Below are 17,031 nucleotides of genomic sequence, written 5' to 3'. Positions count from 1 at the left end.
ATGAAACGTTGCTGGCTCTCCCTGGCACTGCTGCCGCTCGCACTCACTTCAACCCTGGCCCGCGCTGCCGTGGAGAAGATCGAACTCTACGACTCCACCCTGCAGGACTTCGTAGAGTGGGCCGCTGTGATGCTCAATAAATCGGTGGTGGTCGGCTCCGATATCCGCTCCGCGCCGATCTCCATCTTCGCCACCTTCGATGGCCCTCAGGAACTCGAACAGCTCTTGGAAAACGCCGTCCTGTCGTCCGGCTTTCACTACTCCAAAAGCCCCAACGCGATCCGCATCAGCGCGCAACCGATTCAGGAATCACCCGTCCTGGTCACTGAGGTGATTCAGCTCCAACACCTTCAGTCCGACTTTGCCGAACAGTCCGTGCGCGATGTGCTGGCCTCCCGCGCTGACCGCAACACTGAGAACAACACCACTGGCCAGGTACTCGTCACACCGTCGCCCACTTCGAACGCCCTGATCGTTACCGCCACACGCCCCCAGCTCGACGCCATCAAAGAGGTGGTTACGGAAATCGACCGACCGCGGCGGCAAGTGCAAATCACCGCGGTGGTGGCTGAGCTCTCCGATAACGACTTCGAAGCACTCGGCCTCAATGCGGCTGCAACAGCCAATCGCCTCAACCTCTCGGGGCGCAGTATCCGGTCGGCTGATCGCTCCGATCTTGGCTTCAGCCTCACGTTCTCCGGCCCGTCCATATCGGCCTTCCTGCAGGCGGTGCGCTCCAGCTCCAGCAGCAACCTGTTATCCACGCCCCAGTTGCTGACTCTCAACCGTGAGCCCGCCTCCATCGTCGTCGGCCAGAACGTTCCCTTTATCACCGGCAAGACCACCAGCGGCTCCACGCCGGCATCAGATCCGTTTCAAACCATCGTGCGCCAGGATGTGGGCGTAACCCTGCAGGTCACTCCCTTCATCACGCCGGCCGATGCGATAGAGCTGCAGGTCAGCCAGTCGGCTTCAAGTGTGGCCGACGAGACCAGAGCCTCCGACATCATCACCAATACCCGCCGCATCCTCACGAAGGTGCAGCTCAAGGATGGCCAAGGGGTAATGCTCGGCGGGCTGCGATCCACACAGACCGATCGCTCTGTCAGCTCCGTGCCCATCCTCGGCGATATCCCCTACCTGGGGCGCGCGTTTCGCTACGAATCCAACCGCGTACGTACCACCAACCTAGTGGTGCTCATAACTGCCCGCATACAAGCCCTGAACCACAACGAGCTGATGCCGGCTGATGCGGGGCCGTGGATGGATCTTTCGTTCGGCGCGTTGCCCGGCGGTGGTTTGGGCGCAGCCCGTGACACCGCCGGGCGCGCGACGGGCGCCCGGTGACGTCCCTGTAACACGTCAGATAAATCAGCTTGAAAGTGGCCATTACTGGCCAATAGAGGAAAAACACATGAGCGTTAAAGATCAGCGACGGATTGACCGAGCAACCGGCCTTGAGAGCAAGACGGGTCGTCTTTTCATGGATGCGGCATCAGCGGCACTGACCGATCTGACTAACGTCCGCTTGCTCCGCTGTGGGGTGGATACCGTGCGCCAGTTGTACCGGGGCCTGATCCGCCCTGAGATTATGTGCCTGTTTGAGAAGCCCGGCGCCATGGTCGAATTCGCTGGCCAGATCTGGCACTCAGGTCGTGTCAGCAAAGACTCTGGCTATCAGTACAAGCTGCAGAACGCTGACCTGGGCATCATCCTCTTGGTGAAGAACTTCAACGCCAAGATCGACGCCATCGGCGCCCACCTGAAAATCGAAGTCTCGCCCCATGCTATCGACGCCCTGTCGCCTGAGCGCCTGCAAGATCGTATGGACTATTACGCCTCGGCTGTTCTGACCCATCGTGAAATCAACCAATGCGCCGTCCACCTCGCCCTGGATCTGCAGGGCTGGAAACCGCCAGTGGATCTAGTCGCCCGCATGCACTGTCGTGCACGTACCCAACGTGATATTTCCGGCATCAACGAAATCAACTGGACCACCAAGTCCAGCACCTACGGTCGTGGTGAAACCTTCATGTTCGGCTCGGCCAGCGGCGTGCAACTAGCCATCTACAACAAGACCGAGCAAGCCCGGGCAACCGACAAGCTGGACTACTGGGAAAGCGTGTGGAAGCGCCGCGACAGCTTCGACCCGCAAGATCCGGACAACTACGATCCTGACGCTGACGTGTGGCGCGTAGAGCTGCGCTATCACCACTCGGTCATCCAGCAATTCGCCAGCGGCTCTTTCGATCTGAAAACCCATGCAGTGATCGACACCAGCTCCTTTGCCGCCTTCGCGGGGCATCTGGACGGTCTTTGGCGCTATGGCCTGCGTCAATTCAAGCTGCTCTGCCGCCCTGGCTATTTTGAGCCCATCTGGACGCTGATCCGTGAAGACGTGCGCGTCGATCTGCCGGTGGACTCTCTGCTCGATGACACCGAATACAAACGCTACTACAAGACCTCGCGTGGCTTCTCAGGCAAGAACGTGGAGCTGTTCCTGGGAAACTTCGTCAGCCTGCTGGCAAGGGAAAAGGTGGGCGCAAAAAAGGCGTTTAAGACCCTGCAGCAATGGGACTGCTGGCCGGTCATCCGCGATCACTACGCCGCCAAGGAAATGACCCAGGACGATCTCTACAAACACATCAAGCATCTGCTGCAGGAACGCCATGTGCGGTGGGGTAGGGCGGTCTGATGGCAATAACGCAACAGCCTGACGGTCGCTGGAAAGTCGATGTTGAGCCCATCAAGGGCAAGCGCTTCCGCAAGACGTTTAAGACCAAGGGTGAAGCCCAGCGCTTCGAAGCCTCGTGCCGTGCCAAGCTCGTAGAAGACAAGCATTGGTCACCCAAGCCCAAGGACAAACGACGGCTCTCTGACCTCATGCAGCTCTGGTACGACCTGCACGGCCACTCCCTGCGATATGCAGCCGGTCGCCTGCGCAAGCTGCTCTATTTGGCTGATCGCCTGCGCGATCCTGTGGCTATCCGACTCGACCCACACGTCTATGCGAATGACCGGCGTTTGAGGATGGAAGCTGGCACCTCACCTAAGACGCTGAATAACGAGCTGGGCTACCTGCGCGCCGTATACAACGAGCTTCGCGGCCTGGGCGTCATCGACTACCCGAACCCGTTGGAGCTGGTGAAGCCGTTGCGTGTCCAGGAACGTGAGTTGTCCTGGCTGACCAATGAGCAGATAGCCGAACTCCTGCAGGCGATCCGGTCGGGCTGCGATAACCCGCACGTCGAAATCATCGTATTGATCTGCTTGGCTACTGGTGCTCGATGGTCTGAGGCCGAAAAGCTCAAGCCGCATTCGGTGCGTAACCGTGTGATCACCTTCAGCGGCACCAAAAGCGGCAAGGTGCGATCGGTGCCGATCTCTGTCGAGCTTGAAGCCAGGATCGTTCGTCACTGGCGTGAGCATGGCCAGCCAAACTCCGCCATTACCGCGTTCCGCCGTGCCTTGGCCCGTACGACCATCAAGCTTCCGAAGGGGCAGGCAGCGCACGCTCTGCGCCATACCTTCGCTAGCCATTTCATCCAGAACGGCGGAAACATCGTCACGTTGCAGCGCATCCTGGGGCATTCGAGTTTGGCAATGACCATGCGATATGCGCATTTGGCTCCAGACCACCTTGTTGATGCAATTAACTTTGGTCCCGGGTTGCCGATTTCTTATCCCTTTCAGCAGACTTGATTACTGAAATCACATCACCGGTTGGTATGCTTACGTCTATCAGTTTCTCACTTATCGAGATTCTTATTCTGTATGTATCTCCGAGGCTCCATATTATTTTTGTATTCTCTAACGTGCATAATCCATTTTCGCCTTGTTTCCAAGGTATTGTTTTGATTTCGCAAGGGTTGCCGCTCACGTGAATTTCCTGTGCGATATAATTTCCGACGCCAAGTATCCTCGCTATACCTTCTGGTAATATTCCCCATAGGTTGTTTCCGAGCGACAAGAGTAGTGAAAATAATGTGCTGAAAAATATTGTTTGACTGTTTTTTAGGTTTTGGAGTGAGATTGCGCAGGTTGCAAATACAATATTCATTGTAAGTGCTATTAGGATCAGCAACATAATCTGAGAGAAGTCGGAGCCCTCAGGTAAATGGGTTTCTACGCTGAAGATGCCCACCGCTAGGCTTATGATGGTTGCGAGCGTGTATGCCATCGTGCTTGCGAGTATGAATTTTACTAAACTTGTACCCGATAGCTTGTATCGGGAACTTAATTCTAATGCCAAAACTAAACATGCTAGTAGAGGCAGTGCAATGAAGTAGCTAGCATAGTCATTGTCGCTAAATAGGACGTAAATAATAGTGCATGAGCATAACGTTGTCGGCCAAAGAAAATAAGACCGAATGAATGTTGTATTTGCTAGCCGCTCATTCTTTTCGTCTTTTGGTAGGAAGTAGCCAAGCTCATCTCTAACTTCCTTGTCTTTGAAGAAAACATCAGCCCACAGTAACCCAGGTATGCAGGTTCCTAGTGTTATGGCTAAGAACACTGCGAGTCCTAATACAGATGCAGAAACTAATAATGATCCTAGTGAGAAAAGGTCAAAGCTTGGGAAGAACTGATATTCGCAAAAATAAATCAGGAAGAGGGAAAAACCAATGGTTATTGGTGCCACTTTTATGATGGATTTTAAATTTGCTCTTATTAGCTGGATAAAGTTATCTAGGCTGTCGCTTTGCTCTGTTGCCAGCTTTTTCTTATCTTCCATGAATCCATCTATCCCGATTGGACTGCGTTAAGGTTTCGACACTTTGTCGACACTCAAAGAAAAACCCCTGACTTTCGCTAGGAAAATCAGGGGTTTATTTGGTGGAGCCGGGGGGATTTGAACCCCCGTCCGCCAGTTCTCCACTGTCGGTACTACATGCTTAGCCGTGTCTATTGAGTTAACCCTCAGCCGCCCGACGGGCAGGGTGCTTTGGGCGAGTTGTGTAAGTTTTAGCCACTTCGTCCACAACGTACTACGCGGCGATCCTGTTCTGCATGACAATCACTTCGGGTTTACAGGCATCCCCTAGTGATCGCTGGAGCCGAAGCTACCAGAAGGACTAGTCGCGCCGCTTACGCAGCGAGAGCGTAGCCCTCGTAGTTTTCGTCATTGGCAACTATAGAAAGTTGCAACAGTGGATTTACGACTTCTGTTACCAAGTCGGCATGCACCTCGAGCTTCGCCACCGGCGTCGAATCCTAATCGGCCCCGAAACTTGCGAGATGCGCAGTGTACGCCAAAAGGGTTCGTGGCGTCGACCCGGGCGACACGGCGCGCTCGCAAACAGGCCGGTCTGGAACCGGCCTGTGTCATGGTCAGCTATCAGCGCTGTTGCCGTCTTCACTCGGCGCGTTGAGCAGCTGCAGGGCACGCTGAGCGTGGGTGCCGCAGGTCTTCAGGTCGCCGGCTGCCTGAGCATCGGTGGCTTGTTTCTTGGCTTCCTCGACCTGCTGCTTGAGGGGCTCGGCCACCACCGGTTTGGTGGTCATGGCGTTGTCGAGTTTCTGCAGGTTGACGGTGCACAGGTCATCAGCTGCGAAGGCCGGTGCGGCCAGTACGGCGGCAATGACGAACATGGATACGCGCTTCATGTGGTAATCCTCTCATCACGAATAGATTCCCGGTGCCGCCCTGGTTGAGGGTGAGGAGAGCCGGGAGCGTCCCGCCCAAATCGTTTGGGCTTAGTGAAGCTGACTGGCCTTTCGCAATGACGGTTCAGTGTTTTTCTGGTAGCGCATCGCCTGCCACAAAACGGTGCGGTTAGGCCGGGTCGGCATGCACCAGCACTTCGGCCTGAGCGAATTCACCGCGGATGGCATCTTCCACCTGCTCGCACAGTGCGTGGGCTTCGGTGAGGGTGAGGTTGCCGGGCAGGTCGACGTGCAGTTGCACGAACCAGCGGGTACCGGAGAGGCGTGTACGCAGGTCGTGGATGCCGATGACGCCAGGTACGGCGCAGGCCAGCTCGCTCATGCGGGTGCTGACGTCGGGGGCCAGTTCCTGGTCCATCAGCACACTGACCGACTGGCGGGCAATGCTCACCGCGCTCCATAGAATGTAGGCGGCGATGCCGATGGCGAACAGCGCATCGCCCTGTTGCCAGCCCAGATAGGCGAGCAGCAGGGCGAGGAGGATGCCGCCGTTGAGCAGCAGGTCGGAGCGGTAGTGCAGCGAGTCAGCGTGGATCGCGGTGGAGCCGGTCTTGCGCACCACGTGATGCTGGAACATCAGCAGGGCGACGGTCAGCACCATGGACAGCAGCATAACTGCGATGCCGAGCGCCTGGGCGGTCAATGGCTCGGGCTGGCGCAAGCGCTCGAAACCCTGCACGGCAACCAGGATGGCACTGGCACCGATGAACAGCGCTTGGCCCAAACCAGCAAGAGCTTCGGCCTTGCCATGGCCGTAACGGTGATCATCGTCGGCAGGGCGCAGGGCGATGTTCACGGCGATCAGGTTGAGCAGCGAGGCGGCGCTGTCGAGCAGCGAGTCGGTCAGGCCGGCGAGCAGGCTGACCGAGCCGCTGGCCCACCAGGCGATGGCCTTGCAGAGCACCAGGGTCAGTGCCACGCAGAGCGCTGCAGCGGTGGCCTGGCGCATCAGGCGGGCGTGCTGGCGGTCGAGGGTCATGGGCGATCCATGGGGTTAAGCTGAGCCCGTCATTGCTGACGGGCCGGGGGGCGTTAGGCGGAAGGGCGCAGACCGTAAGCCGCCAGCTGTTCAGCGCTACCGCTGTGCTGGATCAGGCGCGGGTCGTCGAGCGGCAGGTTGTGGCCAGTCTGGGTTTCGATCAGCGCCTTGAGCTTGGCATTGTCGACCTTGCCGTCGGCGTCCACCACGTCCTTGAGCGACTGGGTGTCCACCTGCGCGGTAGTGCCGCCTGGCAGGTAGATGGCGCCGGTGGCGAAGTCGATACCAAAGGCAATCAGGCCGGGAATCACGTAAAAGAGAATGCCGATGGCGTCCAGACCGACGACCAGGGGGTCGACGCGGCCTTCGATCTGGCCGCGGCGGTCCGGAAAGAAGATGGTGCCGCAGGCAGACAGTTGAGTGACCAATGTAACGGCGAGAACGCCGCCGATAACGCGGGATTTCGTGCGCATCGAGCACCTCCAGAAAAAGTGGACGCCACTATAGCAAGGCGAGCATGGCAAAGCTGCTGTGGCGCAGCAATTCGCAGCTTTCGACGGTATAAGACAGGGCAAGCAGGGCGGCGGTTCGCCGTTATAATCGCCAGCCTGAAATGGAGTCCCGATGAACACCCTGCCGATCGATTCCCTGCTGCCTGACCTGTGCCGCGCCCTAGCCGACCGCGATGAAGTGGTGCTCGAGGCGCCGCCCGGTGCCGGCAAAACCACCCGCGTGCCGCTGGCCGTGCTCGATCAGCCGTGGCTGGCCGGGCAACGGATCATCATGCTCGAACCGCGGCGCCTGGCCGCCCGCGCCGCTGCCGAGCGGCTGGCCAGCGAGCTGGGTGAGAAGGTCGGCGAGACGGTGGGCTATCGCATCCGCCTGGACAGCAAGGTCGGCCCCAGCACGCGCATCGAGGTGGTCACCGAGGGCATTCTCGCTCGGCGCCTGCAGGACGACCCGGCGCTGGAAGGCGTGGGCCTGGTGATCTTCGACGAATTCCACGAACGCAGCCTGGATGCCGATCTGGCCCTGGCGCTGACCCTAAATGGCCGGGCGATGTTTCGCGGCGCTGACAGTGGCGAGGCGCCGCTCAAGGTGTTGCTGATGTCCGCGACCCTGGAAGGCGAGCGCCTGGCTGGTTTGCTCGATGACGCGCCGGTGCTGCGCAGCGAAGGGCGCACGTACCCGGTGGACATTCGCTGGGACGCGCCCTGGCAGGCCGGCGAGTGGCTCGAGCCGAGGGTGCTGCAAACCGTTTTGCAGGCGCTGGACGACGAGCCCGGCAGCCTGCTGGTGTTCCTGCCCGGCCAGGCGGAGATTCGCCGCGTGGCCGAACAACTGGACGAAACGCTGGCCGGGCGCAGCGACGTGCGCGTCTGCCCGCTGCATGGCGAGCTGGAACTGTCGGCCCAGCGCGCGGCCATCGAGCCGGCGCCGGCCGGGCTGCGCAAGGTGGTGCTGGCCACCAACATCGCCGAGACCAGCCTGACCATCGATGGCGTGCGCGTAGTGGTCGACGCCGGCCTGGCGCGCGTGCCGCGTTTCGACCCGGGCAGCGGCATGACGCGCCTGGATACCGCGCGTATTTCCCGCGCCTCGGCCACTCAGCGGGCTGGCCGTGCGGGGCGTCTGCAACCCGGGGCGTGTTACCGGCTGTGGTCCCAGGCACAGCACGAACAATTGCCAGCGTATTCCGCGGCGGAAATTCTGCAGGCCGACCTGGCCGGCCTGGCGCTGCAGTTGGCCCGATGGGGCGTCGAGGTGGACGAGCTGGTCTGGCTCGACCCGCCGCCCTCTGCCGCCTACGCCCAGGCGCGTGACCTGTTGCAGCGCCTCGGCGCCCTCGACGAACGTGGCGTGTTGACTGCTCACGGCCAGGCCATGGCCGAGCTGCCGGCCCATCCGCGTATCGCTCATCTGTTATTACGTGGCCAGGCCTTGGGCCTCGGCGAGTTGGCCAGTGACCTGGCGGCACTGTTGGGCGAACGCGACATCTTGCGTGGCGCCGGTGCCGACCTGCATAGCCGCCTAGCGCTGCTGTCGGGTGAGAGCTGGGCTGCGCGCGGTGCTCAGGGTGGCGTGCAACGGGCTCGGCAATTGGCCAAACAGTTTCAGGGGTATCTGCGCCGGGTGCCGGTCAGCGAGCCGGTGGGCGATCCCGAACACGGCCGCTGGTTGGGCGCGTTGCTGGCATTCGCCTACCCGGACCGCATCGCCCGCCAGCGCCGCGAGGGCGGCGCCGAATATCGCCTGGCCAACGGGCGTGCCGCGCAGTTTGGCGAAGCCGATGCTCTGATGAAGCACAGCTGGCTGGTGGTTGCCGACCTGGGCAGCCGCCACGGCCAGCGCGAGGAGCGCATCTACCTGGCCGCGGAGCTGGAGCCGGCGCTGTTCGAGTCGGTGCTGGTCGAGCAGGTGAGCAGCCTGGATCTGCTCGAATGGGACGAGCGCGAAGGCGTGCTGCGCGCCGAGCGACAGCACAAGGTCGGTGATCTTGTGCTCAGCAGCGAGGCGCTCCCAGGGCTGGATGCCGAGGCGCGCACTACGGCGCTGCTCGGTCTGGTGCGGCGCAAGGGCCTGGCGCTGCTGCCGTGGACGCCAGAGCTGCGCCAGTGGCAGGCGCGGGTGATGCTGCTGCGCGGGCTCGATCTGCAAACCCAGGCCGGCAGCGAATGGCCGGATGTATCGGATGCGGCGCTGCTGGCCACGCTGGAAACCTGGCTGGCGCCTTACCTGGGCAAGGTCACCCGGCTCAGTCACTTCGCCAATCTCGACCTGCACGCCATGCTGCAAACCCTGCTGCCCTGGCCGCTGCCCCAGCGCCTGGACGAGTGGGCGCCGCGCAGCATCGGCGTGCCGTCCGGCTCGCGTATTGGTGTGGATTACAGCGAACATCCGCCGGTGCTGGCGGTGCGCTTGCAGGAACTGTTCGGCCTGGCCGAAACGCCGCGCATCGCCAATGGTCGTCAGCAGGTGCTGCTGCACTTGTTGTCCCCGGCGCGGCGGCCAGTGCAGGTTACCCAGGATCTAGCCAACTTCTGGCGCACCACCTACGCCGAGGTGAAGAAGGACTTGAAGGGCCGCTACCCGAAACACTACTGGCCCGACGATCCGTTGATCGCCGAGCCGACGGCGCGGGCGAAGCCGCGCAAGTAGCGACCGGTGCTGTGCTTTTACGGCGCGAACGGTGGCGCCTCGGCGATTTCGATCAGCAGTGGCCGGTCGCTTGGTGCCTCACGCAGCAGGCTTTGCAGGTGTGCGTGGTCGCGGGCGCGTTCGGCCAGGCAGCCGAAGCCGCGGGCGATGGTCAAAAAGTCTGGGGTGTAGATGTCGACGCCCAGTGGGGTGATGTCGCGGCGCTCCATGTAGCGCTTTATCTCGCCATAGCCCTGATTGTTCCACAGCAGCACGATGATGCCGACCCGCGCTTCCACGGCGCTGGCCAGCTCCGGCAGGGTGAACTGGATGCCGCCGTCGCCCATCAGGCTGATCACCGGGCGGGTCGGTTCGGCCAGCCGAGCGCCTATGGCCGCCGGCAGGCCATAGCCCAAAGTGCCGTAGCCGGTGGAGGCGTTGAACCAGCGACGCGGGCCGTCCAGTTCGACCACATGGTTGCCGCTGTACACGGTTTGCGTCGAGTCACCGACGAAGCGCGCTTCTGGCAGTACTTCGAGGATGCAGTCGAACAGGCGACGGTAGTGCGCCCAGCCAGTGAATTCGTCAGCCAGCTGCTGGCGAACTGCGCATGCGCGCTTGGCGCCGCTGCTGTGTTCGTCGCGCTCGCGTTGCGGCAATTGCTTCAGAAGCGCTTCGATGGCCAGGCCGGCGTCACTGTTGATCGCCAATGCCGGCGCGTGATTGCGCTGCAACTGCTCGGCGTCGATATCGACACGGATTAGTTCGCCGCTGATCCTGAAGTTGCCGTCGAATACCACGTCGTAATCGGTTTCGCCCAGTTCGGTACCAATAGCCAGCACCACATCGGCGTCCTGCGCCAGTTGGCGTACCGGCGGCAGCGACTGGTTGCTGCCAATCAGCAGCGGATGCGCTGTCGGCAGCAGGCCCTTGGCGTTGATGGTCAGCGCGGTCGGTGCATCCAGCGCCTCGGCCAGGCGGCGCACCGCATCGGGCTCGTTCACGCAGCCGCCGCCGATCAGCAGCAGCCGGCGCTGGGCCTGACTCAGGTGCTGCGCCGCCTGCCGGATCAAATCGGCCTGCGGTGCGGGGCGCGGAGCTGTAACGCGCGGCTGCACGCTCAGGTGGTCGGCGGATGCGGTGATCACGTCCAGCGGCAGTTCGATATGCACCGGCCGTGGCCGCCCGCCATCGAATACCGCGAAGGCGCGGGCCAGCACGTCGGGCAATTCGTCGACGCTCATCAGCGTATGGCTGAAGGCGGCGACGCCGGCCACCAAAGCACGCTGATCCGGCAACTCGTGCAGGTAGCCGTTGCCACGGCCCAGGCGCTCGCGTTCGTTGACGCTGGAGATTACCAGCATCGGGATCGAATCGGCATAGGCCTGACCCATGGCCGTGGCGATATTGGTCATGCCCGGCCCGGTGATGATGAAGCACACACCGGGCTTGCCGGAAACGCGCGCATAGCCGTCGGCCATGAAGCCCGCGCCCTGCTCGTGGCGCGGGGTGATGTGGCGGATGCCGCTGCCCGGCAGGCCGCGGTACAGCTCGATGGTGTGCACGCCGGGAATGCCGAACACGGTGTCGACGTCCCAGGCCTGGAGTTGCTTGACGAGAAATTCACCACAGGTGGTCATGCTGGCTCCTTGCTGATGGATTTGCAGGTGCCGGTAGCAGCGCCGGCACCTGTAACGGGGTCAGGCGAGGCTGGCAGCTCGCGCCTGTGGGCGGGTCAGCAGGCTGCCGATCACGAAGGCCAGCAGGCCGACTGCCAGGCTGTAGTAGATCGGCGTATTGGCTTCCAGGCCATCCTTGAACATGAACACTAGGGCGGTGGCGCAACCCAGGGCCATGCTGGCGATGGCGCCGGTGGTGGTGGCGCGCTTCCAGTAGATGGCGCCGAGGATCGGAATCAGGATGCCGCCCACCAGCAGGTTGTAGGCCAGGGTCAGAGCGCCGATCACGTCGCTGACCACCAGGGAGATCGCCAGCACCAGCAGGCCGGTGAGCAGGGTGAACAGGCGGGCGACGCCCAGGCTCGAAGGGCGACCGCCGCGCAGTTTCGGCAGCAGGTCTTCGGTCACCGTGGTGGACGCGGCGAGCAGACCGGCGCTGGCGGTGGACATCATCGCGGCCAGGGCAGCAGCGATCACCAGGCCGCGAATGCCGTCGGGCAGCGCGCTCTGTACGATGGAGGCGAAGGCGTTGTTGGCGTTGGCCAGGTCCGGCAGCAGTACCTTGGCGCACATGCCGATCAGCGCGCCGACCAGCCCGTAGATCACGCAGTACACGCCGGCCAGGCTGCCGGCTACGCGGGCGACGTTCTCGTTGCGGGCAGTGAACACGCGCTGCCAGATGTCCTGGCCGATGAGGATGCCGAAAAAGTAGATCAGGAAGTAGGTGAGGATGGTGTCGTAGCCGATGGTGGTCAGGCTGAAGGCGGTGTCCGGCAGCTTGGCCGCCAGCGCGTCCCAGCCGCCGACGCGGTACAGGCAGATGGGCAGCAGCACGAACATCAGGCCGACCGTCTTGATCGCGAACTGCACGATGTCGGTGAGGGTCAGCGACCACATGCCGCCGATGCTCGAATACACCACCACCACGCCGCCAGCCAGCAGGATGGCCGCCCAGAAGGGCAGGTCGAACAGCACCTGCAGCACCGTGCCGCTGGCCAGCACCGAGACCACCGAGATCATCAGTGCGTAGGCGAACATCACCACCGCACTGGCCTGGCGCGCCGCCGGTGTGTAGCGGCGTTCGAGAATCTGGGTGACGGTGAAGATGCGCAGCTTGAGCAGCGGTTTGGCCAGGAACAGGTTGAGTACGATGATGCCGGCCCCAAGTGCGGCGCACAGCCAAAAACCGGAAATGCCGTGCACGTAACCCAGGCGCACGGTGCCGACGGTCGCGGCGCCGCCGAGTACCGTCGCGGCCATTGTGCCCATGTAGAAGGCCGGGCCGAGGTTGCGGCCGGCCACCAGGTAATCTTCCTGGCTGCGCGCGCGGCGCATGCCATACCAGCCGAGCAGCAACATGCCGGCGGCGTAAAGGATGACGACGGATATATCCAGAATCATGGTGTTGTTCTCGTTTTCTGGTGAAGATCCGGGCGCAGCGCGCCCGGTGCGAAGCTGTCAGGCGAGCCCGGCACCGTTCACCGGGGCGCTGGTGTCAGGTTTCAGGCGCACCCAGCGCGGGCCAACGGGGCCGTAGACGCTCGCTGGCTCGGGGAACAGATTGAGCAGGGTCAGGTAGAGCACTGCGGCCATGCCCAGGGTGATCGGCAGGCTGATGTCGATGCCGCCGGCCAGCTCACCCAGCGGGCCGACGAACTGGCCCGGCAGGTTGACGAAGCACAGGCCCACTGCCGCGCTGGGAATCCACGCGCCGAGGCCGCGCCAGTTCCAGCCGTTGTGGAACCAGTAGCGGCCACCGCGCTCGCCGCGGGTGAATACCTGCAGGTCATCGGCGTGGTAGAAGCCGCGGCGCACGATCAGGCCGAGGATCATGATCACCATCCACGGGCTGGTGCAGGTGACGATCAGCACCGCGAAGGTCGACACGCTCTGCACCAGGTTGAAGGCGAAGCGGCCGATGAAGATGAAGGCGATGGCCGCCACGCCGATCAGCAGCGTGGCGCCAGCGCGGCTCATCAGCCGCGGGAACAGGCTCGACATGTCCAGCCCGGTGCCGTACAGCGCGGTGGTGCCGGTGGACATGCCGCCGATCACCGCGATCAGGCACACCGGCAGGAAGAACCAGGCCGGCGAGATGGCCAGCAGGCCACCCACATAATTGTTGGCGGCGATGTAATCCGGCGCCTGAGTGGCCACCAGCGTGGCGGTGCACAGGCCGAACAGGAAGGGAATCAGCGTGCCGGCCTGGGCGGCGAGCACCGCCAGCATGATGCGGCGCTTGGGCGTGTGCTTGGGGATGTAGCGCGACCAGTCGCCAAGAAAGGCGCCGAACGACACCGGGTTGCTCATCGCCAGTAGCGCCGCGCCGATGAAGGCCGCCCAGAAGCCCGGTTGCTCCAGGCTGACGGTGCCGGCGTAATTGGCATCGAAGGGCCCGGCGAACGCCAGGATGCCGAGCAGAAACAGCAGGCTGGAGGCCCACACGGCGATCTTGTTGACCCACAGCATGAAGCGAAAGCCATAGATGCACACCACCAGCACCAGCACCGCGAACAGACCGTAGGCCAGGCCCAGGGTCAGGTCGTTCTCGGGCAGGCCGATCAGCCGCTTGGCGCCGCCGATCAGCGCATCACCGGAGCTCCATACCGACAGCGAGAAGAACGCCACGGCGGTGAGCAGCGACAGGAACGAGCCAACGATACGCCCGTGCACGCCGAAGTGGGCACCGGAGGACACGGCGTTGTTGGTGCCATTGAGCGCGCCGAACAGACCCATCGGCGCGAGGATCAGCGCACCGACCGCGACGCCGAGCACGATCGCCCACATGCCGGCCTGGAAAGACAGGCCGAACAGCACCGGGAAGCTGCCCAGTACGGCGGTGGAGAACGTATTGGCGCCGCCGAAGATCAGGCGGAACAGATCGGTGGGTGTGGCACTGCGTTGGTTGTCGGGGATCTGCTCGACACCGAAGGTCTCGATACGCGTCGCGTTACTCATGGTGTTCTCCAGCGCCTTTTCACGATTTTTATAGGGGCAGCGCAGGCACGCTGATCCTGTTATGCACCCCCGACAGTCATCGGGTGGTGGTGTTCTGGCAGTGCGGCAAGGCCGCGGGAAACCCAACGGGTTCCAAGTCGCAAGGTGTATCCGGCGCGGCGAACTTCAGGCGGTTCACTCACGCCAAGGGGCTTCTTTACTTCTAAGCCGACAGGTGCTCGTGGCAGGCCAGCCAGCGGCCGTCCTGGTGACGAAACACGATGGTTTCCCGTTCGTTGAGGTGTTGTTCCTCGCCGGCTACGCGCAAATGTGTGGCGACGTCGTGAATGAAGATCGCCACGTCGCCCTGCAGGCTGACGTGGCCATTGCTGGAACGGCAGTCGAGCACTGCGAAGCCTTCGGCTTGCCATTGCTGCCACACCGCCTGGTAGGCAGCGCGCGAAAGCAGCGGCTGCGCCAGGGTGTGGAACACGAAGGTGGCGTCCTCGCTGAAGCAGGCGAAGTAACGCGGCGTATCGTTATGGGCGAAGGCGTCCACCAGCCCGGCAGCCGCCTTCAGCACTTCGGCTTTGCGGCTCATCGACGCACCACACCCGGCAGCACGCAGAGCATTTCGTAGAGCAGATTGGCACCCAGCAGCGAGGTGTTGCCGGTAGTGTCGTAGGGCGGGGAGACCTCGACCAGGTCGCCGCCGATCAGGTTCAGGCCCTGGCAGCCGCGGATGATTTCCAGCGCCTGGATGGTGGTCAGGCCGCCGACTTCCGGAGTGCCGGTGCCGGGCGCCCAGGCCGGGTCGATGCCGTCGATGTCGAAGGACAGGTATACCGGGCCGCCGTCGACCTTGGCGCGCACTTCTTCCATCAGCGGGGCCAGGGATTTGTGCCAGCACTCTTCGGCCTGCACCACACGGAAGCCCTGGTTGCGGCTCCAGTTGAAATCGTCGGCGGTGTAGCCCTGGGCGCGCAGGCCGATCTGCACCACGCGCTGGCTGTCGAGCAGGCCTTCTTCCTGGGCGCGGCGGAAGGTGGTGCCGTGGGCGATCTTCTCGCCAAACATGTGATCGTTGACGTCGGCGTGGGCGTCGATGTGCACCAGGCCGACCTTGCCGTACTTCTTGTGCATGGCGCGCAGGATCGGCAGGGTCAGGGTGTGGTCGCCGCCCAGGGTCAGCGGAATGATGTCGTGGGCCAGCACGCGATCGTAGTGCTCTTCGATGATGCGCACGGCGTCGAGCAGGTTGAAGGTGTTGATCGCCACGTCGCCGATGTCGGCCACGTTCAGGGAATCGAAGGGTGCGGCGCCGGTGGCCATGTTGTAGGGGCGGATCATCACCGACTCGGCGCGGATCTGCCGTGGCCCGAAGCGGGTGCCGGAGCGCAGGGAGGTGCCGATATCCAGGGGGATGCCGATAAAGGCAGCGTCGAGCTTGTCCAGCTCTTCGGGTGCCTGCACGTGGGGCAGGCGCAGCATGGTGGCGATCCCGCCGAAACGGGGCATTTCGTTGCCGCCCAGGGGCTGGTGGAGGGAATTATCCACGGGGGCCTCGCAGTTATTGTGGTTGTCGTGGTCCGATTCTGGTCAGGGTTGGCGGCGTGAAGAATCGGGCAGCGCAAATAATCAGTTCAGAAATTCCTAAACTAACGAGCAGGCTTTAGCATGGGCCCGGTTCTTTTCACCGTCATGGTTCGCCAATGCCTGATCTCAAGCTGCTGCGCCTGTTCGTCTGTGTCGTGCGCCACCAGGGTTTCGCTGCGGCGCAGCAGGAGCTGAATCTTTCTACTTCGGCGATCAGCACCTATATGAGCCAGCTCGAAGCGCAGCTCGGCTTCGTGCTCTGCCATCGCGGGCGTGGCGGCTTCAGCCTGACCAGCAAGGGCGAGCTGTTCCATCAGGAGGCACTGCGGCTGCTGGCCGAGCTGGAGGGGTTCGAGCGCTATTCGGCGGCGCTCAAGGGTGAGCTGCGGGGCACTCTGAATCTGGGCGTACTGGATTCGACGGTGAGCGATCCGTCCCTGCCGTTGGCCGAGGTGATCGGCGCCTACAGCCAGGAACACCCGGCGGTGCACCTGCACCTGGCGGTGCTCAGTCCGGCGGAGTTGCAACTGGGGGTTTTGGAGAACCGGCTGGATCTGGCCATCGGCGCCTTTTCGGTGCGCACCAACGGGCTGATCTACCAGGCGCTGTACCGCGAGCAGCACTGGCTTTACTGCAGCGATAGGCACCCGCTGTATACCCAGCGGCAGATTCCGGCGGAAGTGATCACCCAGCAGCGTATGGTCGGCCGTGGCTACTGGAGCCAGGCCGAGCTGGCGCGCCATGGTTTCAAGCACAGTGCAGCGACGGTGGAGTCGATGGAGGCGCAGCTGATTCTGGTGCTTTCCGGCGCCTACATCGGTTATTTGCCCGAGCATTACGCCCAGCAGTGGGCCGATCAGAAACGTCTGAAAGTGCTGCTGCCCACCACCTTCGGCTACCAGGCGCCTTTCACCCTGGCGCTGCGCCGTGGTCGATCACGGGAACCGCTGATCCAGAGCTTTCGTGATCGGCTCAAGGCGCAGTTGAATCACGGTTAGGTCAACCACTGTAGCCAGATCAGCGTCGGGCCGTGGG

At 62.6% G+C, this 17,031-nt stretch carries 14 protein-coding genes and 1 other RNA gene; 5 read left to right on the top strand and 10 right to left on the bottom strand.

Annotation, left to right across the window (positions count from 1 at the left end; all coding sequences use genetic code 11):
* The 3 genes from BM279_RS15645 to BM279_RS15635 all read left to right on the top strand — a co-directional run bounded on the left by BM279_RS15645 (position 1) and on the right by BM279_RS15635 (position 3,702).
* Positions 1 to 1,347 (top strand): type II secretion system protein GspD, encoded by a 1,347-nt coding sequence (locus tag BM279_RS15645; protein WP_093505205.1) that lies wholly within the window; start codon positions 1 to 3, stop codon positions 1,345 to 1,347.
* Positions 1,348 to 1,414: 67 nt separating this feature from the next.
* On the top strand, positions 1,415 to 2,695 hold the full coding sequence (locus BM279_RS15640) for a hypothetical protein (protein WP_093505203.1): 1,281 nt from the start codon (positions 1,415 to 1,417) through the stop codon (positions 2,693 to 2,695).
* Positions 2,695 to 3,702 (top strand): phage integrase, encoded by a 1,008-nt coding sequence (locus BM279_RS15635; RefSeq protein WP_093505201.1) that lies wholly within the window; start codon positions 2,695 to 2,697, stop codon positions 3,700 to 3,702. Before BM279_RS15640 ends, BM279_RS15635 begins: the two co-directional genes overlap by 1 nt.
* Here the strand turns inward: BM279_RS15635 and BM279_RS23205 are convergent.
* From BM279_RS23205 to BM279_RS15615, 5 genes are all read right to left on the bottom strand, one after another.
* Positions 3,653 to 4,735, bottom strand: coding sequence for a hypothetical protein (locus BM279_RS23205; RefSeq protein WP_143103601.1), 1,083 nt, complete (start codon positions 4,733 to 4,735; stop codon positions 3,653 to 3,655). The two genes, BM279_RS15635 and BM279_RS23205, sit on opposite strands and share 50 nt — an antisense overlap.
* A gap of 99 nt (positions 4,736 to 4,834) precedes the next feature.
* Positions 4,835 to 5,226, bottom strand: a transfer-messenger RNA (tmRNA) gene (gene ssrA / locus BM279_RS15630).
* A gap of 105 nt (positions 5,227 to 5,331) precedes the next feature.
* Positions 5,332 to 5,607, bottom strand: coding sequence for a hypothetical protein (locus tag BM279_RS15625; RefSeq protein ID WP_093505199.1), 276 nt, complete (start codon positions 5,605 to 5,607; stop codon positions 5,332 to 5,334).
* 169 nt (positions 5,608 to 5,776) lie between these two features.
* Positions 5,777 to 6,646, bottom strand: a complete 870-nt coding sequence (locus BM279_RS15620) for a cation diffusion facilitator family transporter (protein WP_093505197.1) — start codon at positions 6,644 to 6,646, stop codon at positions 5,777 to 5,779.
* Between the two features lie 53 nt (positions 6,647 to 6,699).
* On the bottom strand, positions 6,700 to 7,119 hold the full coding sequence (locus BM279_RS15615; protein ID WP_013789937.1) for a hypothetical protein: 420 nt from the start codon (positions 7,117 to 7,119) through the stop codon (positions 6,700 to 6,702).
* A gap of 151 nt (positions 7,120 to 7,270) precedes the next feature.
* Between BM279_RS15615 and hrpB the strand changes: the two genes are divergently transcribed.
* Positions 7,271 to 9,805: an ATP-dependent helicase HrpB gene (hrpB, locus tag BM279_RS15610; protein ID WP_093505195.1), complete on the top strand. Its 2,535-nt coding sequence runs from the start codon at positions 7,271 to 7,273 to the stop codon at positions 9,803 to 9,805.
* 17 nt (positions 9,806 to 9,822) lie between these two features.
* Here hrpB and BM279_RS15605 read toward each other — a convergent pair whose 3' ends face one another.
* From BM279_RS15605 to speB, 5 genes are all read right to left on the bottom strand, one after another.
* Positions 9,823 to 11,424, bottom strand: coding sequence for a 5-guanidino-2-oxopentanoate decarboxylase (locus BM279_RS15605; RefSeq protein ID WP_093505193.1), 1,602 nt, complete (start codon positions 11,422 to 11,424; stop codon positions 9,823 to 9,825).
* A gap of 60 nt (positions 11,425 to 11,484) precedes the next feature.
* Entirely contained in the window at positions 11,485 to 12,864 is a 1,380-nt protein-coding gene (locus tag BM279_RS15600; RefSeq protein ID WP_093505191.1) for a sodium:solute symporter family protein, read from the bottom strand.
* Positions 12,865 to 12,921: 57 nt separating this feature from the next.
* The gene (locus BM279_RS15595) at positions 12,922 to 14,421 is read right to left on the bottom strand and encodes a purine-cytosine permease family protein (protein WP_093505188.1); all 1,500 of its coding nucleotides are present in this window, start codon (positions 14,419 to 14,421) and stop codon (positions 12,922 to 12,924) included.
* Positions 14,422 to 14,623: 202 nt separating this feature from the next.
* Positions 14,624 to 15,001, bottom strand: a complete 378-nt coding sequence (locus tag BM279_RS15590; protein ID WP_093505186.1) for a YybH family protein — start codon at positions 14,999 to 15,001, stop codon at positions 14,624 to 14,626.
* Positions 14,998 to 15,957, bottom strand: coding sequence for an agmatinase (speB, locus tag BM279_RS15585; protein WP_027904422.1), 960 nt, complete (start codon positions 15,955 to 15,957; stop codon positions 14,998 to 15,000). Before speB ends, BM279_RS15590 begins: the two co-directional genes overlap by 4 nt.
* 155 nt (positions 15,958 to 16,112) lie before the next feature.
* On the opposite strand from speB, the gene BM279_RS15580 reads away from it, so the two are divergent.
* Positions 16,113 to 16,994: a LysR family transcriptional regulator gene (locus tag BM279_RS15580; protein ID WP_093505184.1), complete on the top strand. Its 882-nt coding sequence runs from the start codon at positions 16,113 to 16,115 to the stop codon at positions 16,992 to 16,994.
* Positions 16,995 to 17,031: the final 37 nt, after the last annotated feature.

The sequence above is a fragment of the Phytopseudomonas straminea genome, from assembly GCF_900112645.1.
GTDB classification, from domain to species: domain Bacteria; phylum Pseudomonadota; class Gammaproteobacteria; order Pseudomonadales; family Pseudomonadaceae; genus Aquipseudomonas; species Aquipseudomonas straminea.
The sequence above is the reverse complement of the archived record's forward strand: the minus strand, read 5'-3'. Positions and strand labels throughout refer to the sequence as shown.